The 20,961-nt window shown below is 41.2% G+C and carries 19 protein-coding genes; 9 read left to right on the top strand and 10 right to left on the bottom strand.

Features of this window, described 5'->3' with window-relative positions; translation table 11 throughout:
- The first annotated feature begins 15 nt into the window (after positions 1 to 15).
- Positions 16 to 1,356, top strand: coding sequence for an acetyl-CoA carboxylase biotin carboxylase subunit (gene accC / locus QL995_RS11140; RefSeq protein ID WP_007580045.1), 1,341 nt, complete (start codon positions 16 to 18; stop codon positions 1,354 to 1,356).
- Positions 1,357 to 1,773: 417 nt separating this feature from the next.
- On the opposite strand, the gene QL995_RS11135 is transcribed toward accC, so the two are convergent.
- Positions 1,774 to 2,475 (bottom strand): FadR/GntR family transcriptional regulator, encoded by a 702-nt coding sequence (locus tag QL995_RS11135; protein ID WP_007580047.1) that lies wholly within the window; start codon positions 2,473 to 2,475, stop codon positions 1,774 to 1,776.
- 199 nt (positions 2,476 to 2,674) lie between these two features.
- Between QL995_RS11135 and QL995_RS11130 the strand changes: the two genes are divergently transcribed.
- Both QL995_RS11130 and QL995_RS11125 read left to right on the top strand, forming a co-directional pair.
- Positions 2,675 to 3,433: an SDR family NAD(P)-dependent oxidoreductase gene (locus QL995_RS11130; protein ID WP_002958845.1), complete on the top strand. Its 759-nt coding sequence runs from the start codon at positions 2,675 to 2,677 to the stop codon at positions 3,431 to 3,433.
- 3 nt (positions 3,434 to 3,436) lie between these two features.
- A complete protein-coding gene (locus QL995_RS11125) occupies positions 3,437 to 4,387 on the top strand; it encodes a 2-dehydro-3-deoxygalactonokinase (RefSeq protein WP_222713767.1) in 951 nt (316 codons plus the stop codon).
- A 59-nt stretch (positions 4,388 to 4,446) separates the two neighbouring features.
- Here QL995_RS11125 and glpD read toward each other — a convergent pair whose 3' ends face one another.
- From glpD to galE, 7 genes are all read right to left on the bottom strand, one after another.
- Positions 4,447 to 5,952 (bottom strand): glycerol-3-phosphate dehydrogenase, encoded by a 1,506-nt coding sequence (gene glpD, locus QL995_RS11120; RefSeq protein WP_290294174.1) that lies wholly within the window; start codon positions 5,950 to 5,952, stop codon positions 4,447 to 4,449.
- 214 nt (positions 5,953 to 6,166) lie between these two features.
- Positions 6,167 to 7,663, bottom strand: a complete 1,497-nt coding sequence (gene glpK / locus QL995_RS11115) for a glycerol kinase GlpK (protein ID WP_032826852.1) — start codon at positions 7,661 to 7,663, stop codon at positions 6,167 to 6,169.
- A 207-nt stretch (positions 7,664 to 7,870) separates the two neighbouring features.
- Positions 7,871 to 9,193: a dienelactone hydrolase family protein gene (locus QL995_RS11110; protein WP_290294173.1), complete on the bottom strand. Its 1,323-nt coding sequence runs from the start codon at positions 9,191 to 9,193 to the stop codon at positions 7,871 to 7,873.
- 29 nt (positions 9,194 to 9,222) lie between these two features.
- Complete coding sequence (locus tag QL995_RS11105) at positions 9,223 to 10,227, bottom strand: Gfo/Idh/MocA family oxidoreductase (protein WP_290294171.1); 1,005 nt, start codon at positions 10,225 to 10,227, stop codon at positions 9,223 to 9,225.
- A 19-nt stretch (positions 10,228 to 10,246) separates the two neighbouring features.
- Entirely contained in the window at positions 10,247 to 11,395 is a 1,149-nt protein-coding gene (gene galK / locus QL995_RS11100; RefSeq protein ID WP_290294170.1) for a galactokinase, read from the bottom strand.
- Entirely contained in the window at positions 11,385 to 12,449 is a 1,065-nt protein-coding gene (locus QL995_RS11095; RefSeq protein ID WP_165728294.1) for a UDP-glucose--hexose-1-phosphate uridylyltransferase, read from the bottom strand. Before QL995_RS11095 ends, galK begins: the two co-directional genes overlap by 11 nt.
- A 1-nt stretch (position 12,450) precedes the next feature.
- Positions 12,451 to 13,464, bottom strand: a complete 1,014-nt coding sequence (gene galE, locus QL995_RS11090) for a UDP-glucose 4-epimerase GalE (protein WP_290294169.1) — start codon at positions 13,462 to 13,464, stop codon at positions 12,451 to 12,453.
- A 267-nt stretch (positions 13,465 to 13,731) separates the two neighbouring features.
- On the opposite strand from galE, the gene QL995_RS11085 reads away from it, so the two are divergent.
- Together QL995_RS11085 and QL995_RS11080 are read left to right on the top strand one after the other, a co-directional pair.
- Complete coding sequence (locus tag QL995_RS11085) at positions 13,732 to 14,562, top strand: SDR family NAD(P)-dependent oxidoreductase (protein WP_290294168.1); 831 nt, start codon at positions 13,732 to 13,734, stop codon at positions 14,560 to 14,562.
- On the top strand, positions 14,562 to 14,918 hold the full coding sequence (locus QL995_RS11080) for an antibiotic biosynthesis monooxygenase (RefSeq protein WP_290294167.1): 357 nt from the start codon (positions 14,562 to 14,564) through the stop codon (positions 14,916 to 14,918). Before QL995_RS11085 ends, QL995_RS11080 begins: the two co-directional genes overlap by 1 nt.
- Positions 14,919 to 14,980: 62 nt before the next feature.
- Here the strand turns inward: QL995_RS11080 and QL995_RS11075 are convergent, their stop codons facing one another.
- Positions 14,981 to 15,223 carry a YdcH family protein gene (locus QL995_RS11075; RefSeq protein ID WP_007580070.1) on the bottom strand — a complete coding sequence of 81 codons (243 nt, stop codon included), beginning with the start codon at positions 15,221 to 15,223 and terminating at the stop codon, positions 14,981 to 14,983.
- A 159-nt stretch (positions 15,224 to 15,382) separates the two neighbouring features.
- Positions 15,383 to 16,279, bottom strand: a complete 897-nt coding sequence (locus QL995_RS11070; RefSeq protein ID WP_290294166.1) for a LysR family transcriptional regulator — start codon at positions 16,277 to 16,279, stop codon at positions 15,383 to 15,385.
- Positions 16,280 to 16,403: 124 nt separating this feature from the next.
- Between QL995_RS11070 and QL995_RS11065 the strand changes: the two genes are divergently transcribed.
- The 4 genes from QL995_RS11065 to QL995_RS11050 all read left to right on the top strand — a co-directional run bounded on the left by QL995_RS11065 (position 16,404) and on the right by QL995_RS11050 (position 20,941).
- The gene (locus QL995_RS11065; protein ID WP_165725983.1) at positions 16,404 to 17,393 is read left to right on the top strand and encodes a zinc-dependent alcohol dehydrogenase family protein; all 990 of its coding nucleotides are present in this window, start codon (positions 16,404 to 16,406) and stop codon (positions 17,391 to 17,393) included.
- Between the two features lie 177 nt (positions 17,394 to 17,570).
- Entirely contained in the window at positions 17,571 to 18,152 is a 582-nt protein-coding gene (locus QL995_RS11060) for an aminodeoxychorismate/anthranilate synthase component II (RefSeq protein ID WP_290294165.1), read from the top strand.
- Positions 18,153 to 18,195: 43 nt separating this feature from the next.
- Positions 18,196 to 19,356: an HDOD domain-containing protein gene (locus tag QL995_RS11055; protein ID WP_290294164.1), complete on the top strand. Its 1,161-nt coding sequence runs from the start codon at positions 18,196 to 18,198 to the stop codon at positions 19,354 to 19,356.
- 379 nt (positions 19,357 to 19,735) lie between these two features.
- A complete protein-coding gene (locus tag QL995_RS11050; protein ID WP_290294163.1) occupies positions 19,736 to 20,941 on the top strand; it encodes an aspartate aminotransferase family protein in 1,206 nt (401 codons plus the stop codon).
- Positions 20,942 to 20,961 lie beyond the last annotated feature (20 nt).

The following is a 20,961-nucleotide window of genomic DNA, read 5'->3' as shown; positions in this document are numbered from 1 at the left end:
AAAAGGCCAACTCTAATGTTAGATAAAGTAGTCATTGCAAACCGAGGTGAAATTGCACTTCGTATATTGCGCGCCTGCAAAGAGCTTGGGATCAAAACGGTTGCTGTGCATTCAACGGCAGATCGCGATCTTAAGCATGTATTGCTTGCAGATGAAACCATCTGTATTGGTAGACCATCAGCAACTGAAAGTTATTTAGATATTCCGCGCATTATTGCTGCGGCTGAAATAACTGATGCTGTAGCGATTCATCCTGGTTACGGTTTCCTTGCCGAAAATGCTGATTTTGCCGACCAAGTTGAGCAAAGTGGTTTTGTATTTATCGGTCCTCGTGGCGACACTATTCGCCTTATGGGTGATAAAGTGTCTGCTATTGCAGCAATGCGTAAAGCAGGCGTTCCATGTGTTCCTGGCTCTGACGGTCCGGTATCAGATGATAAAGAACGCAACATGCAAATCGCTAAGCGTATCGGTTACCCGGTAATCATCAAAGCCGCTGGTGGCGGTGGTGGTCGTGGTATGCGTGTTGTTCGCAGCGAATCTGAACTTATTGATTCAATTGCATTAACACAGCAAGAAGCTAAGCAATTCTTTGGTAATAGCATGGTTTACATGGAAAAATTCCTTGAAAACCCACGCCACATCGAAGTTCAAGTATTAGCAGACGGCCAAGGTAATGCAGTACATTTAGGTGAACGTGATTGTTCTATGCAACGTCGTCACCAAAAAGTAGTTGAAGAAGCTCCAGCACCAGGAATTACTGCTGAAACGCGTAAATTCATTGGCGAGCGCTGTACACGTGCATGTATCGAAATTGGATACCGCGGTGCAGGTACGTTTGAGTTTTTATACGAAAACGGCGAGTTTTACTTCATCGAAATGAATACACGTATTCAGGTTGAACACCCTGTAACTGAAATGGTTACTGGTATCGATTTAGTGAAAGAGCAGTTAAAAATTGCAGCGGGTCAACCGTTATCATTCACTCAAGACGACGTTGTTATTCGTGGTCATGCTATTGAGTGTCGTATTAATGCTGAAGATCCTGAAACGTTTATCCCGTCACCGGGTAAAATTACACGTTTCCATCCAGCAGGTGGTTTAGGTATTCGTTGGGACAGCCATATTTACGCTGACTACACGGTTCCACCACATTACGATTCAATGATTGGTAAGTTAATTACTTACGGTGAAAACCGTGATGTAGCTATTGCCCGCGCGCGCAATGCACTTAACGAGCTAGTAATTGACGGAATTAAAACTAATACTCCTTTGCATAAGAGAATTCTTGCAGATGAAAACTTCCAAAATGGTGGTACTAACATCCACTACCTTGAGAAGAAATTAGGATTGTAATTCTAGCCTGAAAAAGGCGTTTTATCTCAGTTAATAACCAGAGTTATTAATCTGATTTAAATAATTAAAAATCCGATATCAGGAGACTGATATCGGATTTTTTAATGCCTGTAATTTATACCAATTCGCTCAATTAAATGAGCTATTTTGAGGGCGGAAAAACGTGTTGGTAGCTAGGCAAAAAATTCGCTATTTAGTTGTTCTCGGCAATTGCTCCTGCATTGCTCTACCTTCTGCATCCATGCAGTCGTAAATGAGAATTTTTTAACGCAGGTAGCGACGCGTTTAGCCCCGCAAAATGATTAAGTGTTATTGCGGATTGGTATTAAGCCTTATAGGCAATAAAAAAGTCCATAAAATATACTGCAAAGAGTAAATTCGATGGACTCAATATTTATATAATATGTTGAACCAACATTACACTAATTTAGATTCAATTAACTGTAGTGCTTCTTCTAAAATTGTTTCTACTGCTTTTTTAGCGCGCTCAGGATCGCGTGACTTTATGGTCTCTAAAATATCAGCGTGCTTAGCAACATCTGCGCCCGGTACACCTTTAATGTGGTTTGTATAGCGAATACTTACTCTAAGGGCTGTACTAATAAACTCAGTTAACTGCACAAAAAAGCGATTGTTACTGGCAACTAATATGCTGGTATGAAAAGCAATGTCGGCTTCTAGTGGGTCGTCCAAGCCTTCGTCTGCTTCAGCCATACGGGCTAAGGCGTTATCAATTTCAGCGAGTTGTTCAGCAGTTGCATTTAGTGCAGCAAGAGCGGCTGCTTGTGGTTCAAGGGCAACGCGTACTTGAGTAAACTCTTTTAATAATGACAGTGATGGCTTGCTGCTTAAAATCCAACGTAGTACGTCGGTATCAAACATGTTCCAGCTACTTTCAGGTAATACACGAATACCTTGCTTAGGACGAGAAGAAATTAATCCTTTAGCAGAGAGCATTTTTACCGCTTCGCGGGTAGCGCTGCGACTTACATCATACTTTATACATAAATCGGCTTCAGAAGGCAGGCCTTCGCTTACAGGGTAAACACCACGCACAATAGCAAAACCCAAATCGTGGGTTAATTGTTGTGTTAAATTTTGACGGGGTTGGCTTTTCATTGCGCAGGATTCCGAGTTGATATATTGCTTTATTATATATCATATATCATATTAATGTACTCAAGGATATGATATAAACTTTTAATTAGCTAAATATTTTAACACAGCAATAACAACTTAGTTTGGCTCTTTATACTGTAAATGTAAGTTTATAAAGAGTTTAAATGAAATTGAAAATGCGCTGTATGGAGAGTTGAATTTGAACACCCTAGCTCAATATCATAGTCTTTCTGGTAAAGTTATTTTTATTACAGGCGGTGCATCAGGCATTGGTAGAGCAATGGTTAAATCCTTTGTAAACCAAAATGCAAAAGTAGCATTTATAGATATTGATGATAAGGCAGCGCAATCGCTTATTCGTGATTTACCCAATGCAAAACTATGGTATAGGCAAGTTGATGTAACTGACTCTCATGCACTTCAGCAATCACTTGTGGATGCATGCGCCGCTTTCGGTGCCATTAATGTACTAGTTAATAATGTAGCGAACGACCGCCGCCAAGCGAGCGAAGACGTTACAGTGCAAGACTGGGATCAGTGCTTACAAATAAACTTAAACCCTGCATTTTTTGCCTCTCAAGTTGCTATGTCTTTTATGAAAGGCGATGGAGCCGGCAGTATCATTAATTTTAGCTCTATTAACGCGATTATGGGCCAGCCACAAATGGCAGGCTATGTAACCGCAAAAGCAGGGCTAATTGGTATGACTAAGGCATTGGCTCGCGATTACGGCGAGTTTGGTATTCGCGTTAACGCTATTTTGCCAGGGTGGGTGGCCACCGACCGTCAACTAGCAAGTTGGTTTACCGAAGAAGAGCAAGTTAAGTGGATGGAAGCCATGGCGCTTAAAAAATTAGTTACCCCTGAAGATGTTGCTAATTTGGCACTCTTTTTAGCCGCCGATGAAAGCAGTATGATCACTGGGCAGAGTATTAAAATTGACGGTGGGAGGCTTTAAAGCTTGGCTAATTCATCTCTTTTTATTGCTGTTGACTGGGGCACGAGCCATTTACGTGCTTATTTGTGCGAAGTACAAGCGCAATCAACACTTAAATTATTAGCACAACGTGATGGCCCTGGCGTTGTTAAAGCGAATCAAAATTTTGAGCAAACCCTAATCGACACGATTTCGGTGTGGAAGCAAGAATATGGCAGTTTACCTATATATATTGCAGGGCAAATTACCTCAAGCATCGGCTGGCACGAAACGCCTTATTTAGAATGCCCAATTAATCCCGAAGGGCTACTTAATGCTGCGGTTAGCTTTGATTGCGATGGGCATACAATTAAAGCGCTACCAGGCACAAAGTGTACGCTGCAAAATAGCTTATTTGATGTAATGCGCGGCGAAGAGCTGCAAATTTTAGGGTTTTTAAAACAAAATCCAGAGTATCAACAAGGTAAAATATTATTATGTTTACCTGGTACACATACTAAATGGGTGCTTATAAACAACGGCGAAATCATTTGCTTTAAAACAGCCATGACCGGCGAGTTATATGATTTGTTATGTCATCAAAGTGTTTTAATTCCTAACGACTGTGCAGAAGGTGAGTTTGACTTTAAAGCATTTGAGCAAGGCTGTGAGCTAACTTTAGGTAGTGATAGCGGTAACTTGGCACATGGTATTTTTAGTGTGCGTACACGCCAGCTTTCAAAGGAGTTAACGCCAGTACAAGCCAAAGCCTATTTGTCGGGTGTATTAATTGGCAGCGATGTACGAGCAGCTCGCCATGCTAGCGAATGGCAATTATTGAGTGATACACAAGTTGTAGTGATTGGCACAAAGCAGCTGAATAAGTGTTTTACTACGGCGCTTAATCAAATAGGTGTGAAGTGTGTTGAGTTTGATATTAAAACAGCGACGCTTAGCGGTTTTAATTATTTATTTAATTTAGAGTCAAAAAAATAAACCCCTCTATAAAAATTAAATTATAAAGGGGTTAACAGGAAGCTATTATAACTTAATAGTTAAGCGCTTTTAGCTGCTTGGTTATGCTCAATGTAATCATTGAGCGCAGCAACTTGTGCCTCATTAAAACGTAGTCCTAATTTGCTGCGGCGCCATAAAATATTGTATGCGTTTTCTGCCCACTCTTCATTTAGCAAGTAATCTACTTCTGCTGCAAATAAACCATGGCCAAAATCTTGGCCAAAATCACTCAACCCAGTTGCACTACCTAATATATTTTTAGCACGAGTACCATAAGTGCGTACAAAGCGTTTAAGTGTTATTTCAGGTAGCCATTCATATTTTGCTTTTAGCTCTGATTTAAGTGCTTCTACAGAGCTAAAATCACCACCAGGGAGCGAGCTATGCTTGGTCCACGCTTTGCTCATTTGTGGGTAAAAGTCTTCAAGCTTATTAACCGCAGCTTCGGCAAGTTTGCGATAAGTTGTAATTTTTCCACCAAACACACTCAATAGAGGTGCTTGCTTAGCATCACTCGAAAGCTCTAATTTATAATCGCGAGTAACGGCTTGTGCATTAACTGATTCGTCATCAAGTAATGGGCGTACGCCTGAAAAGGTATGTACTATGTCTTCGCGTTTAATCGGTTGTTTAAAGTAGGTATTAGTAATATCAATTAAGTAATCAATTTCTTCATCACTAATTTTAACGTCTTGTGCTTCACCTTTGTGTTCTACATCGGTTGTGCCAATAAGTGAGAAGTCATCTTCAAACGGAATAACAAACACAATACGCTGATCTTTATTTTGTAAAATATAAGCTTGTTTCTCATCGTGAATGCGAGGCACTACAATATGACTGCCTTTTACAAGGCGAATATTTTGTGGTGATTTTTCTGTTAGGGCTTCATCAAATAATTTAGCTACCCAAGGACCCGCAGCATTAACAATGCCTTTGGCAGAAATGGTGTATTTAGCTTTGCTCTTTTGCTGCTCAAGCGTTATCTGCCATTTACCTTGCTCACGTTTAGCATTTACACACTTAGTTTGTGTGGTAATAACGGCGCCTTTTTCCTGCGCTGCAAGGGCGTTTAAAACGACTAAGCGAGAATCGTCAACCCAGCCATCAGAGTATTCAAACCCTTTAGTAATAGAGGGTTCTAAAACGCTATTTTCACCAAATTTAATGCTTCGAGAACCCGCTAGTGTTTCGCGTTTCGCTAGGTTGTCATACATAAACAAGCCAATGCGAATCATCCACGCAGGGCGTAAATGCTTTTGATGCGGCAATCTAAAAGTAAGTGGCCACATAATGTGAGGTGCGTTCTTAAGTAGCACTTCTCGCTCTGCTAGGGCTTCTTTTACTAATCTAAATTCGTAGTGCTCAAGGTAGCGCAGACCACCGTGGATCAGCTTAGAGCTGTTTGAAGATGTTGCACAGGCAAGGTCTGATTGTTCGCACAAGAGTACTTTTAATCCTCTGCCTGCTGCATCAGCTGCTATTCCAGTGCCGTTTACACCGCCACCGATGACTAGTAAGTCATATTCGTTATCTGCTAATTCCACCGAGCTAACCTTTTTATTTGTAATATAAATAAGACATAAGCATCATAAAGCTGCTGTTTTCATTTGACAATAGAAAACCCAGATTTTTATTCGTTAATTTTGACGCCAATCCATTTTCAATTTAAAGCAGTAAAGCATGCTTTTTAAATCTAGCATTTAGCTAAGTTAAAAAAGCAAAGTGGTTAAAGTATTGGCCTTAACCACGTAGTATTTACTATGGGCAGTTTTTATTCGTTAAGCATACTTGAGCTACGCAGTGCTGCCATTTTGCGTATAGGTCGTTACGCTCGTCGGCACTCATGGTTGGCTCAAAACGACGGTCGCATGTCCACATTTTAGATAACTGCTCAGTCGACTCGTACACACCTGTTTGTAAGCCAGCTAAATATGCTACGCCTAAAGAAGTGGTTTCGGTCACAGTTGGGCGCTCAACTGTTGCGCCTAAAATGTTTGATAAAAAGGTCATAACCCAATTATTTTTTACCATACCGCCATCTACACGAAGCACACTTGGGCGAAGACCATCACGCTCCATCGCTTTTTGTAAATCTTTGGTCTGGTAACCAACTGATTGCAGCGCTGCGGCAACTATGGTGCTAATACCCGAATCGCGTGTTAGCCCTAAAATAGCGCCACGTGCATTAGGGTCCCAATAAGGAGCACCTAAACCCGTAAACGAAGGCACTAAAAATACACCATGATCGAGCGGTACATCTTTAACCATCGACTCACTTTCGCCAGCATGGCTAAGTAGTTTTAAGCCTTCAACAATCCACTGCATAGTTGCGCCAGCCATAAATATACTGCCTTCGATGGCGTAAGTTGGCTTGCCGTTTAATCTATAAGCAACAGTGGTCAATAAGCGGTTTTCTGAGGTCAGTGCTTTTTCGCCAGTGTTAAGCATTAAAAAACAGCCAGTACCATATGTACTTTTAGCCATGCCTTGTTCAAAACATGCGTGTCCTACAAGCGCAGCTTGCTGATCGCCTGCAATACCACAAACACGAATTGGCGCGCCAAAAATGTCAGCACTGGTTGAACCAAACTCGTCAGCTGAATCCATTACTTCTGGCAGCATAGATTCTGGAATATCGAATAACTCTAGAAGCTCTTGATCCCACTGCTGGGTGTGAATATTAAATAACATGGTGCGCGATGCATTGGTTGCATCGGTGCGGTGCTCTTTGCCGCCTGTTAGCTGCCAAAGTAGGTAAGTGTCAACCGTACCGAAGGCGAGCTCACCTGCAAGGGCTTGTTCGCGTGCGCCTTCAACGTTATCTAAAATCCAACGAATTTTAGTGGCCGAAAAATAAGGGTCGAGCAATAAGCCTGTTTTTTCGCTTATCGTTTGGCAAAGCTCATCAGTTGTTAGGCTTTCGCAATAGTCACTTGTGCGACGGTCTTGCCATACAATAGCGTTATAAATTGTTTTGCCTGTTTTTTTGTTCCACACTAAAGTGGTTTCGCGTTGGTTGGTGATGCCAATGGCAATAATTTCTTCAGGCTTTACATCGTTTTTAGTTAACACTTCGCGACTAGTGCTAAGCACTGTTTGCCAAATATCGTTAGGGTCGTGTTCTACCCAACCATTTTGTGGAAAATGCTGCGAAAATTCTTGTTGTGCTGTACCAAAAACGTCTGCATCTTTTGTAAACAAGATGGCCCGAGAGCTTGTGGTTCCTTGATCAATTGAGAGTATGTATTTGGACATGATATTTGTGTTATTTATCTTATCTTATATATGACTAGATTGCCTTTAACCGAAGTTAATGGCAATGGTTTTTTCTTAAAATAGCAGATTAAAAAATAAACACGCTAATATTTTCTGGTAACTCTTTTATATAAAAGGCGTTTTATTTTTGCATTATTTTAAGGGCGTACGCGGCTATTGATTAAAACAGCCGCTTAAAGTTTATTATTACTTGGTGTGAGGTTTAGCTTGTTGCCAATCCATACCGGTAGAAAAGCGATTATCAAACCCGCGCCACTGTGGCAGCGGTTTACCATCAACAACAGCTTGGTCGCCGTTTTGTGGTAAATCTAAGTATTTACACTCGCTGGCTATGCCTTTTACGTGGCAATCCATCATGGCAAGTACAAAGTGTTTGTTGATTTCGTTTAGTGTACGCATAGACCACGAAGGCTCGTAGTAATGGCCTATATCTAGCTCACTGCTGCTTTGTGCAATAGCAGGGGCTGGGTGTGGTGCAATATTGTGGCGTGCATTTTTGTAAGTAAGCATGTACTTATCTTTGCTGCCTGTTTGTTCATAAAGACTTTTAATGCCTTCATAGCCTGAAATGTCATCTAAGTTACCGGCTATATAAAGCGAAGGTACTTTAATATTTTCCATTGCTTTGGCATCAAATATAGCGTGCTGTCCGCCCCATGGTGCAAAGGCCACCATCGCTTTTATACGTGGGTCTACTTTTGGGTTTTGGTATTGCCCACCAGCGCAGCTGTTTAGTAATTGCTGTACTTGTTTAATTTGAGCAGGGTCTTTCATACCCGTAAACATAGCTGTAGTTTGCTCATTAAAAGCGTAACAACCACCTATCGTATTTACCGCGCCATAACCACCCATTGAGTAACCAATTACGCCTGCACTTTTGTTGTCTACTTGCTTGCTTGCAAAGTTGTTTTGCTCATTAAAGTAATTAATAACAAACTGCTGATCGCGTGAGCGATTTATAAGCGTGCTAAAAAAGCCAGAGAACGGCGCATTATTAAAATCAACATCGGCATTGGTTGAGTCAGTATGATCAATAGCTACCACAATGTAACCGTGTGACGCTAAGTGCTCGCCAAGGTAGTACATAATCGTACGGTAACCGGTATAACCGTGCGAAAGCACTATCACAGGGTAGTGCTCTTTATTATTAATGGCGACATCACGCATTGCATCGGCTTGCAGAGTAAATTCTTTACCTGAACGAGTTTGATCGGTGTAGCTGCTAAGTGGCGCTTTTGCTGTATTTGCAGCCGGATACCACACTTCTACTTTTAAAGGACGATCTTTTTGGCCTTGTGTAGCGGGGTCAAATTGCGCAGGGTTAACTAAATCAAGTGTTTGCACACCTACATTGTAGCTACCTTTAGCTGCAAGCTCTGGGAGTACTTCGCTAGTGATTGGCGGATATAGCTGCTCTGGTTTATTAGATTCAGCAACAGCTACACTGGCAGATAAACTGCACGTAGCAAGTAATATAGCTTTTGAAAGCGCCTTGAGAGTGTGTGTCATTGTGTGTCCTTGTTGTGTATTTTTATTTTTTAATTTGTCAGTTCAGCCGACTCGACGGCATTGCTATATTGCAGCTGCCATTGTGCTCGTAAGGTATCCATTATGTTCATAACCCGTAAGCTAGTACCCAGTGGTAATACACAGCTTTGGGTTTGTTTTTGTAATATACACTGCGTGACATGTGCAATTTCAAACTTAAAATTTTCATCGTCGCTAAAGTCGTATTCAAAGTACTGAGGGTCTTGGCCGTTTATGTGTAGCTCTAGCGTTTTTGCACCTACAAACTGAGGTATTCGAATATAGCCAAGCTCACCATTAATACATGCTTCTGTTGGGCCATTTTGCTGTAGTGCGCTGGCAAGAGATGCAAATTGCCCGTTACCGTAATCCACTATAGCAGTGCTTCGCTCATCAACGCCGGTTGTGCTTTTATATACAAAGGATTTGATGTGTTCAGGGGCTTTATTAAATACCACATCAGCAATCGAAATAGGGTAAATACCTAAATCGAGCAGGGCGCCACCGGCTGTTGTAGGGTTCATTAATCGGTGAGTGTCGGCAAAGCTGCCAGGTAAACTAAAGTTGGCATTAACACTGTGCACATTACCAATAACACCTCCACTTAGGAGCTGTTGTAATTTTACTATAGCTGGTAAAAACCGCATCCAAACGCCTTCCATTAAAAAGCAGTTTTGTTGCTTGGCAAGCTTAGTGAGGTTTTGCAATTGCTTAGTATTAACGGTAATTGGTTTTTCGCTTAGCACGTGCTTATTGTGTGTTAAGCATTGGGCGATAGTTTTAAAGTGTTGATCGTGGGTATTGGCAATATATACGGCATCTATATTTGGGCATTGCATAAGAGCTTGATAGCTCTCATAGCCTTGAATATTGTACGGTGTGGCAAATTCTTTAGCGCGCTGCATACTCGTTGATGCCGCGCCAATAAGCTGTGCATCACTGCAATGCGCAATGCTTTTAGCAAAGGTGTGAGCTATATTGCCACACCCAATAATTCCCCAATTAACCTTTGCCATGCTTATTCCTTAAGTTTATTTAAAAAGACGTAATTTGTAATCCTGAACCCGCTGAACATACGTAAATATCAGCATTTAGGCTAAAACGCTCAAAGTAATGCTTTTCTACCGCAGCTTTAATTAGTGGTACTTCAGCATCACGACACAAACATACAATTGCGCCACCAAAGCCGCCACCCGTCATACGTACTGCGCCGCGATCGCCCATCGCTTCTTTACAAATTTCTACTAAGCCATCGGTTGCAGGTACGGTTACTTCAAAGTCGTGTTTAAGTGATTGGTGCGATGCTGCCATTAACGTGCGAAGTGCATCCATATCGTTATTTTGTAGTGCAGTAGTTGCTGCAATTACACGGTCGTTTTCGCTAATTACGTGGTGTGCACGTTTATATTCGTTTTCGCTAAATGTCGCTTTTACTGCTTGCAGGCCAGCCATGGTGGCTTGGCGAAGTGTTTCTACACCCATTTTTACAGCAGCTTGTTCGCAGTCAATACGGCGCTGGTTGTATTCGCTATCAACCAACTTACGCGGGTAGTTTGAATTAACAATAACAATATTTAAATCATCAGGAACTTTAACTGATTTAGTTGCGAGGTTTTCACAGTCGATTAATAGCGCATGACCGTTCTCGCCTTTAGCTGAAATAAGCTGATCCATAATGCCGCATTGGCAATGCATAAAGTCGTTTTCGGCTTCTTGACCAAATAGCGCAATTTGCTCTGGCGGTAAACCAAGCTGTGCAATATGGTTAAACATACCGCCAACTGCAACTTCTAGTGCTGCCGATGACGACAAGCCACTACCTTGCGGTAAGTTACTGTCAATTAGTAGGTCGGCACCACGTAGTGTGTAGCCCGCTCTTTTAAGAACATAAGTAACAGCACGAATGTAGTTACCCCATTGCGACTGGCCTTCAGTGATTTCTTCATCAACACTAAAGCTGTCTTTTTCGCCTGGGTAATTTAAAGAATGCACAGTAATAATATTGTCGTCGCGCTCTTTAAACATTACTTGGGTACGAAACTCTAACGAACACGGTAAAACAAAACCGTCGTTGTAGTCGGTAAATTCGCCAATGAGGTTTACACGCCCCGGTGCTGCAGCAATACCTTGAGCAGGCGCGCCATACAGTGACAAAAATTGTTGTTGGAATTCGTTAAGCTTCATCTGTGTGTCCTGCTGTATCTTTATAGTGTGTTGTACTGGCTGCTTTTAAAATAGAAGCAGCGGTTTCTGCGCTTAAATCGCGTTGGCTTTCGCCTAGCATTTCGTAGCCTACCATGTGTTTTTTAACAGTAGCAGAGCGAAGTAGCGGCGGATAAAAATGTGCATGCAAACGCCAATGTTGCTCATCAGAGCCTCTATTAGCCGGTGCATTGTGCCATCCCATTGAGTATGGGAAGCTGCAATTAAATACGTTGTCGTACTTAGTGGTTAATACTTTAAGTGCCTGAGCCAAAGAGTCGGTTTGCGCATCGTTTAGCTGGCTAAAGTTTTGAATGTTATCTTTAGTTACTAGCATTGTTTCAAACGGCCACGCTGCCCAAAATGGCACAACAACAAGCCAATGTTCGTTTTCAAATACAACACGTGTTTGATCTGCTTGCTCTTTTTGCGCGTAATCGGCAAGCATGGCTGTGCCATGCTTTTTATAATAGGCAAGCTGCTGGTTATCTTCGGCTTCTATTTCGGTTGATAAATGCGAGTGAGCCCATACTTGGCCGTGAGGATGAGGTTGCGAACAACCCATGATCTCGCCTTTATTTTCAAAAACTTGTACACATTCGTACTGCTGTGCAAGTTCTGTATAATTTTGTTTCCAGGTTTTTACTACTTCGTGCAATGCGTTTTGGCTAAGCTCTGGTAGTGTTTTATTATGCTCTGGAGAAAAACAAATTACGCGGCATTCGCCACTGGCTTCGTCGGCAATAAATAAATCGCTGTCTGACTCTAAGCTTTGTAATTGCTCGCTGGCATTAGGCGTTAATGCGCCAAAGTCATTTCTAAATACGTGTGTGTATTTGTAATCAGGGTTACTGTCGCCATTTGCACGGGTATTACTTGGGCAAAGTGGGCAGCTGTCATCGTGTTTTGGTAATACGTTTTCGTTAACGGCTTCTGTTGCGCCTAACCATGGGCGGTTATTACGATGTGGTGACACTAATACCCAACGACCCGTTAGCGGATTTTTACGTCTGTGAGTACTTTCTAATAAAGCCATATTAACTCTCCAACCCACTTGGGTAATTAGTTTGCCAGCGCCATGTGTCGTTTGTCATGTCGCTAAGTGTTAGTTCTGCGTGCCAGTTAAGTGTGTTTTGCGCTTTTGTGGCATCGGCGTAGTTACAGGCAATATCACCTGCACGGCGCGGTGCAATCTTATACGGAATATCTTTATTGGCTGATGCGCTAAATGCCTTAATCATATCAAGCACAGAATAACCTTGCCCTGTGCCTAAGTTGTAAGCATGGAAGGCGGTATCTGTTTTATGTTGCATAAATGCCGCAACATGACCTTTAGCTAAATCTAAAACATGAATATAGTCGCGCACGCCTGTGCCATCTTCGGTGTCGTAGTCGTCACCAAAAATATTAACCATGTCGCGTTTGCCTACTGCAGTTTGAGCAATAAATGGCATTAAGTTATTAGGAATACCATTAGGGCTTTCACCTAATAAACCACTTGGGTGTGCACCTACTGGGTTAAAGTAACGAAGCGCTATGCCCATAAATTTGCTGTTGGCATTACATACATCTTGCATGGCTTGTTCAACCATAACTTTAGTCCAACCATATGGGTTAGTTGCGCGTATAGGATGCTTTTCGTCAATAGGGAGGTAGTCTGGCTCGCCGTACACAGTAGCCGATGAGCTAAATATAATATGGTTAACGCCTTCATCTTGCATGTTTTGTAGCATGCTTAATGTGCCCGACACATTATTTTGATAATAACGCAGCGGTTGCTCGGTAGATTCGCCAACGGCTTTTAAAGCCGCAAAGTGAAAAACAGCTTCGGCTTTAGTATGTTTTAGGGCGAGTTTAAATTGTTGCTCGTCTTGAATGTCACCCAAAATAAACTCAAACCGAGTACCTGTAATCTTTTCGAGTTGGTCAAGTACCCGCGCACTTGCATTAGACAAGTTATCATAAATAACAGGCGTAATACCTGCTTCATGCAATGCAATACATGTGTGGCTACCTATGTAACCCATGCCGCCAGTAACTAAAACTTTCATGTTATTTCTCGAAAAGTGTATTTATATGATAAATACTACTATTAAGGAGGTTTAAAAACAATAGTTATGATTGCTGGGTAATTCAAATAAAAGCATAAAAAACATTCAGCTTAAACACTTACCTGCCTTTTAAAGGAATGCTTTTATATTAACTAACATAGGCTTAGCTTTATCAATTAATTCTATAAACTGATTCAACTATTGGCCTAATTATCAGCAGTAAGTCGGGGTGCTAATATAGCGAAAATAAAGTAAGGAGAGATCAACATGAACAAAACAATTTTACTTACCGGTGCTACCGATGGCATTGGGCTAGAAACGGCAAAGATGTTATTAGCACAAGGTCACACCGTATTATTACATGGCCGCAGCCAAGCAAAGCTAAATGCGCTACAAGTAGCTTTAACCGAGCAATACCCAAATGCAAGTACACATACTTATATTGCTGATTTAAGCGATATGAGCCAAGTTCAAACTTTGGCAAAAAATGTATTAGCCGATTTGGCCGAAAATAATAACCAGCTTGACGTACTTATTAATAATGCAGGCGTTTATCAATTAGTTGATGCTACAACAATTGACGGCCTTGATGCTCGCTTTGTTGTAAACACGATTGCGCCATATCTTCTTACAAAACTATTGTTACCTGTTCTTGGTCATGATTCGCGAGTGGTTAATGTGTCATCAGCTGCGCAATCAAGCGTTAACTTAAATGCACTTATAGGTAACACTGAACTTTCTGATAGTGCGGCTTATGCACAAAGTAAATTGGCTATTACTATGTGGTCGCGTCATTTAGGGCTTGAGCTTAAAGATACTGGGCCATTAGTTGTATCGGTAAACCCTAAATCGTTACTGGGAAGCAAAATGGTAAAAGACGCTTACGGTATAGATGGTGGGGATTTAAAAATTGGCGCAAATATTTTTTGTCGCGCAGCGCTTAGTGATGAATTTAAAGATGCCGCAGGCCTGTATTTTGATAACGATACAGGACGCTTTGCGCCTCCTCATGTTGATGCACTTGATAATGCTAAAAATCAACAACTAGTAGATACGTTAGGCAGTATTTTAGCACAGCTTAAATTAGGCAAAGCATAATGAAAAATCATGTTACCTGGACAGTACAAGGCCAAATTAAAGAAGGTAAATACGATGAGTTTTTACTGGTAATGGCGCGATTAGTTACTTTGGCTAAAAGTGAAGCGGGCACTTTAATGTATGAGTGGACAGTAAGTGAAGGCAAACGCAGTGTACATATTTACGAGCGTTACCAAGATGAAGATGCTGCTAAAGCGCATCTTGCTGGTTGGGGCGAAAGTGGCCCACTATTTTTAAGCGTAGTTGATATGGATAAAGTAACGGTATTTAGTCAATTATCAGAAGAGTTTGCACAAGCCTTTGCAGGCCCAAGCAGTGTATTTATGAAACCTGTGGGTGGCTTTGTAAAGTTTTAGAGAAAATACCCATTGTTGATCTAAAGAGCTCACCTCATCAGTGAGCTCTTTTTTTAGTGGCATTACTGCTCTTGCTGCAAGCGTTCGTATAGCCAATCTTTTAGTTCTGTACGTTCATGTTTTAGTTGATGCATTTGCTCATCGCTTATGGGCGCATCTTTGAGCTCTAATACCCTAATCTCTTTATCTAGCTTGTCGTACTTATCTGCTTTTTTTGCAAATTCAGTATCGCTTTCATTTAACTCGGCAATGGTCTTTAAGTACTCTGGAAAGTCATTTGTTAATGAGTGGTCTTCGCCTAACATATTCGCTCCTTAGTAGGATATAAATGAGCTCACAAGTAAGTGAGTTGTATAAGTGAATTACTGCCTTTCATATAATACACTGGGGCTTACATAGATATAATTCAACCATCGAGCCGCTAATTTGATGTAGCACAAACAACCGTTTTTACTTTTTAGCCGTTACTGCTTTTCCCAATAAGGGACTTCACCAAAGTAGGCAATAAAATGATCGATAAACGCACGCACCTTAGGGGCTAATAATCTATTGCTTGGATATACAGCCCAAATATCGGCATTAGCTACCAGCGGAAAGTCTTTTAACACTTCTACTAGGCTGCCATCTTCTAAATATTTATAGCTACACCAATTTGAACTAATAGTAATACCTAACCCTTGTACGCTCGCATCACGAACGGCTTCACCGTTATCAAAACGAAGTGCGCCTTTGGTTTTAATATTAAGAGTGTCTTTACCTGATTTAAAACCCCAGCTCTCTATACTGGCTAAGTTAATAATTTGATGATTAACTAAATCTTGCGGTGTTTTAGGCAAGCCGTTTTTAGCTATATACTCAGGCGATGCGCATACAATACGGTTATCAGATGCCAGTTTGCGAGCAATTAGGTTTGAATCTTTAAGTGCCGCATCGCGAATTGCAATATCAAAACCGCCTTCTACTAAATCAACAATAGTATCGCTAAAGCGGCAATCTATAGTCAGCCCTGGGTATTTTTGCATAAAGCTTTTTAAGGCAGGGACTATATGCATTCGTCCAAAAGAAGCAGGCGCAGTGATACGTAATGTACCTTGCGGCACTAAGCTTCCTGCACCTACCGAGGCGCGTGCGGTTTCTAATGTTGCTAGCACCTCTTGTGCATGAGGTAAAAATGCCTCGCCTTCTTCGGTCAGCGACACCTTGCGCGTAGTACGATGAATAAGTCGTACTCCTAAGTTCTCCTCAAGCTTACTAATATATGCACTCGCTACTGCTGGTGATAAATCAAGCTCTCTTCCTGCTAGGCTTATATTATATGTATTAGCAATGCGTACAAACAAAGCAAGGTGGTCATTATTCATACTCGATTCTCAATATTATGTTGAAACAGATTGTGTATTTAGCCTTATTATCATTTATTAAAGGCAAAGCTACAATGGAACCTCATTACACATTAACTATAAACAGCTAATAGAGGCAACACTCATGAAAGCAATGACAATTAATAATTTTGGTGGCACTGAAGAGTTTGTAGCAGCAGAGGTTGCAAAACCACAAGTAACCGCAGGTAACGTATTGGTTCGCATTGCTGCAACTAGCGTAAATACAATTGATATGATGATTCGTCAAATGGGTGCCGATTTACCATTTGCTCCAAAGTTACCAGGCATTTTAGGTATGGACTTTGCGGGCACTATTGAAGCTGTGGGAGACGGTGTAACAGAGTTTACTGTAGGTGATGAAATTTACGGTTGTGCTGGTGGCCTAGGCGATTTACCAGGTGCACTTGCTGAGTTTATGCTTGCTGATAAGCGCTTAATTGCTCACAAACCTAAAAATCTAACAATGAAAGAAGCAGCCGCTATTCCACTTGTAGGTATTACTGCACTTGAAGGCTTAACGCGTGCAAATGTAAAAGCAGGTCAAAAAGTGTTAGTGCACGGTGGCGCAGGTGGTGTAGGCCATTTAGCAGTACAACTAGCTAAACACTTTGGCGCTGATGTTTACTCAACTGGCGGTAACGCAGAGCAACTAGCACTAATAGAAAGCTTTGGCGCTACAGGCATTAACTTTAAAGACGAAACTGTAGAGCAATACGTTGAAAAACATACCAGCAATGTGGGCTTTGACATGGTATTTGATACAGTAGGAGGCGGTAACCTTACTAACTCGTTTGCAGCAGCAAAGCTAAATGCCCAGGTATCTACAACGCTCTCTTTATTAGAAGTAGACTTAAGCCCAGTACACTTTAAAGGGTTATCGTTAAACGTAATCTTTATGCTTATTCCAATGATCCATGACTTTAACCGTCAAGACCACGGCGACAAACTTACTAAACTTGCGCAAATTGTTGAAGCAGGCGGTATGCGCCCAGTACTTGATGAGCAAGATTTTACATTAGAAGATACAGCTAAAGCGCATGACCGCTTAGCAAGTGGCCAAGCACTGGGTAAAGTGGTTATAAACGTACAATAATGCATTAAGGCCGGCTTTTTAGCCGGCTTCTTTATAATTCTAATATTCCTTCTAAAGATAGCTCTAACGTAAGATAAACAAACCTCATTTATGTTGACGAATTAATAGTGGTAGAATGCAGCGCTTAGTACCACTTGTGTAAAGTAGTGGTCAATAATTTATAAGGTCTGTTGTGTAATGCTGTTGATGATCGACAACTACGATTCGTTTACTTACAACTTAGTGCAATATTTTCAGCGTTTAGATCAAGACGTTTTAGTAAAACGTAATGATGAGCTAAGCATTGCGCAAATAAAACAGTTAAACCCGCAGCACATCGTGTTATCGCCAGGGCCATGCACCCCTAACGAAGCGGGTATTTCACTAAATGTTGTTGAGCAACTAAAAGGGCAATATCCTATTTTAGGAATTTGCTTGGGGCATCAAACTATTGCACAAGCTTTAGGTGGAGATGTAATTCGTGCTAAAAAAGTAATGCACGGTAAAACATCACCCATAGTTCATACTAATAAAGGGGTGTTTAAAGGCTTAGCTAACCCGTTAACAGTATGTCGTTATCATTCTTTAGTGGTTAAAGAGCAAACTCTACCTAAAGAACTTGAAGTAACCGCATGGACTCAGACTGAGCAAGGCGAGTTTGACGAAATTATGGGGTTGTTACACAATGAACTAGCAATCGAAGGTGTGCAGTTTCACCCCGAAGCTATTCTAACTAATCAAGGCTTAGAACTGCTTGATAACTTTTTAACTCGCTTCTAATGTTATAATACACAGAGCATTTAATACTTTATTAATGGATGTCATGACTGAACTTGTAGCCCAGCAGCGTACTGCCAAAATACTAAGCCAACGGGCTCATGACTTATTGCTTGGGCACAGCTTTGCGCATCAGCAAATTGGTTTCATTCATACATTAGATATAGATTACGGCGAACCCATGAAGCAACGTACTTTGCTTCAGGTTGAAGTGGCCGCACAGAATAAACGCCAGCAAAGCAGTACTGCACATCATAAGTACCGCGCTCAAGCGAGTGAGCAACTGCACAAAACAATTGAAACAGCTATATATAAGCAGCTCGAAGATATAGATGGCGTAATTCACAGTACTATAGGTATTGAAGATGGCATTGCCAATATACTCGATATATTAGCTGTAAAGTCGGCATCGGTAGGGCGTTTAGAGCCACTGGTTAATGATATAAGCTGGTTGGGTAGAGAATTAGTAACGCTTGTTAATTTACCTTACTACCGTAATCAACGTAGTAAAAACACGTCTGTAAAAGTAGATAAACCATCGCTTGCCCTTCGTTATATTGGCCTTGATAACTTACAGCTAGTGATTCCTACATTTGCTGCGCGTCATTGGATGCCACATAGCACCGAACCATTTTCATTATTAAAACGCCGGCTACGCGACAGCGCGATGGCAAACGCGATTGCAGCGCAAAAAATTGCACAAATTAATAATGTGAATGACGTACATGCATTTACCCTTGGAATGCTTTTAGATGTAGGACGAATTGCATTAGTGCGCTTGTACTTAAAAACGTTTGAGAAAGTATGGCAACGCAAAGTGCAGTTAGCCCGAAATGAAAACCAAAAAGATTTACACACCGCATTGTTAGAGCTACAGCCCGACCCGCTATTTTTAACCACTCTACTTAGCAATAAGTCGATAGAAGTAAGCGCCAAAGTAATAGACAAAATGGCTTTTAAATATTTACCGTTTAAAGGTGTAATGCAGCAGCTAGTAAATGGGGTAGATAAAGGCGATACATTACTGCCATTAACAGAAGTAATGCTAAAGGCACGGTGCTACTCTCAATATCTTAATTTAAAAGAGCATCAACTTATTGAGCCTGATGAAACTCTAAGCTGGTTTTCGTACTTTAAGTTCACTAAAGCGGAACTAAAAACCCTCCAATCGAGTAATTTTACCAATTTAGCTATTCAAATTGACTAAAAATCTGAATTTTTTGTTAATTTTTTTGCGACTAACCATTCATTCTCACTCTATTGTTATATTGCATATTTGCCGATTAAAGCGTGCTTGCCTCTGCGCTCATGCGGTTAGTTGTCTAAAACCAAGTATGAATGGCTATGCAAATAGTTATTCACTATCTATGAAATAATATCTTTAGCCCTTTATTTTCAAGGGATACATGAAAGTTTTTAACGAGACAGATATAAGTAATTCTGAAATAATGTGCGTCTGAAAATTGAACCACAAAGCAATTTTGCGCAATTATCAGGTTACTGATCTTGCCTATAAAGTTGGTTACAAATATTAACCAAACACCTATTTTGATGTTTTGTGTTGCTCACAATTAAGAGGAAATAAAATGACAGTCAATCGCGAATTATTTGATCACGTAATGGTTCCTAACTACGCACCTTCAAGCGTAATTCCTGTTCGAGGCGAAGGTTCTCGCGTATGGGATCAAGAAGGTCGAGAGTTTATCGACTTTGCTGGTGGTATTGCAGTTAACTGTCTTGGCCATTGCCACCCTGCATTAGTAGGCGCATTAAAAGAGCAAGGCGAAAAAATCTGGCATCTATCAAATGTAATGACCAATGAGCCGGCACTTCGCCTAGCTAAAAAAATGGTTGATGCTACATTTGCTGAAAAAGTTTATTTTGCCAACTCAGGCGCAGAAGCAAACGAAGCAGCGCTTAAGTTAGCGCGTCGTTTTGCACTTGATAAGTTTGGCGCAGAAAAATCACAAATCATCGCGTTCAACAAAGGTTTCCACGGTCGTACATTCTTTACCGTAACTGTTGGTGGCCAAGCTGCATATTCAGATGGTTTTGGTCCTAAGCCTGGCGACATTGTACATTGTGATTACAACGACCTAGCTGCTTTTGAAGCGCTTATCAGCGATAAAACATGTGCCGTAATGATGGAACCTCTACAAGGTGAAGGCGGTATTGTTTCACCAACTGACGAGTTTGCTCAAGGCGTTCGCGATTTATGTACTAAACATAGCGCACTGCTTATTTTTGATGAAGTTCAAACAGGTGTTGGCCGTACTGGCGATTTATACGCATACCAAGGCTTAAACATAGTACCTGATATTTTAACTTCAGCTAAAGCACTTGGCGGCGGTTTCCCTATTGGCGCTATGATCACAACAACTGAAATTGCACAGCATCTTAAAGTAGGTACTCATGGTTCTACTTATGGCGGCAACCCGCTTGCGTGTGCTGTTGCAGAAGCTGCATTTGATACAGTAAATACGCCAGAAGTACTTGCTGGCGTAAAAGCTAAAGCAGCATTATTTAATGAACTACTTACTGCGGTTAACGAAAAATACAACGTATTTAGCGAAATACGTGGCCAAGGTTTATTAATTGGCGCGGTAGTGAACGAGCAATATAAAGGTCGTGCAAAAGAGTTTTTAGTGGCAGGGACTGAGCAAGGCCTTATGTCATTAGTTGCTGGTGCAGACGTAATACGTTTCACTCCATCTTTAGTAATTCCTGAAGCGGACATTCGCGAAGGTATGGCACGCTTTGAAAAAGCAGTAGCAAGCGTAGTAAACGCATAAGCGACTTAAGCCAACCAATT

The organism is Pseudoalteromonas sp. APC 3358 (assembly GCF_030408075.1).
GTDB classification, from domain to species: domain Bacteria; phylum Pseudomonadota; class Gammaproteobacteria; order Enterobacterales; family Alteromonadaceae; genus Pseudoalteromonas; species Pseudoalteromonas arctica.
The sequence above is the reverse complement of the archived record's forward strand: the minus strand, read 5'-3'. Positions and strand labels throughout refer to the sequence as shown.

What these genes read in the sequence shown, in the direction of transcription:
- accC (WP_007580045.1), top strand. Translation starts at nt 16, where the DNA reads ATGTTAGATAAAGTAGTCATTGCAAACCGAGGTGAAATTGCACTTCGT.
- QL995_RS11135 (WP_007580047.1), bottom strand. Translation starts at nt 2,475, where the DNA reads ATGAAAAGCCAACCCCGTCAAAATTTAACACAACAATTAACCCACGAT.
- glpK (WP_032826852.1), bottom strand. Translation starts at nt 7,663, where the DNA reads ATGTCCAAATACATACTCTCAATTGATCAAGGAACCACAAGCTCTCGG.
- QL995_RS11110 (WP_290294173.1), bottom strand. Translation starts at nt 9,193, where the DNA reads ATGACACACACTCTCAAGGCGCTTTCAAAAGCTATATTACTTGCTACG.
- QL995_RS11105 (WP_290294171.1), bottom strand. Translation starts at nt 10,227, where the DNA reads ATGGCAAAGGTTAATTGGGGAATTATTGGGTGTGGCAATATAGCTCAC.
- galK (WP_290294170.1), bottom strand. Translation starts at nt 11,395, where the DNA reads ATGAAGCTTAACGAATTCCAACAACAATTTTTGTCACTGTATGGCGCG.
- QL995_RS11095 (WP_165728294.1), bottom strand. Translation starts at nt 12,449, where the DNA reads ATGGCTTTATTAGAAAGTACTCACAGACGTAAAAATCCGCTAACGGGT.
- galE (WP_290294169.1), bottom strand. Translation starts at nt 13,464, where the DNA reads ATGAAAGTTTTAGTTACTGGCGGCATGGGTTACATAGGTAGCCACACA.
- QL995_RS11085 (WP_290294168.1), top strand. Translation starts at nt 13,732, where the DNA reads ATGAACAAAACAATTTTACTTACCGGTGCTACCGATGGCATTGGGCTA.
- QL995_RS11080 (WP_290294167.1), top strand. Translation starts at nt 14,562, where the DNA reads ATGAAAAATCATGTTACCTGGACAGTACAAGGCCAAATTAAAGAAGGT.
- QL995_RS11075 (WP_007580070.1), bottom strand. Translation starts at nt 15,223, where the DNA reads ATGTTAGGCGAAGACCACTCATTAACAAATGACTTTCCAGAGTACTTA.
- QL995_RS11070 (WP_290294166.1), bottom strand. Translation starts at nt 16,279, where the DNA reads ATGAATAATGACCACCTTGCTTTGTTTGTACGCATTGCTAATACATAT.
- QL995_RS11065 (WP_165725983.1), top strand. Translation starts at nt 16,404, where the DNA reads ATGAAAGCAATGACAATTAATAATTTTGGTGGCACTGAAGAGTTTGTA.
- QL995_RS11060 (WP_290294165.1), top strand. Translation starts at nt 17,571, where the DNA reads ATGCTGTTGATGATCGACAACTACGATTCGTTTACTTACAACTTAGTG.
- QL995_RS11055 (WP_290294164.1), top strand. Translation starts at nt 18,196, where the DNA reads ATGACTGAACTTGTAGCCCAGCAGCGTACTGCCAAAATACTAAGCCAA.
- QL995_RS11050 (WP_290294163.1), top strand. Translation starts at nt 19,736, where the DNA reads ATGACAGTCAATCGCGAATTATTTGATCACGTAATGGTTCCTAACTAC.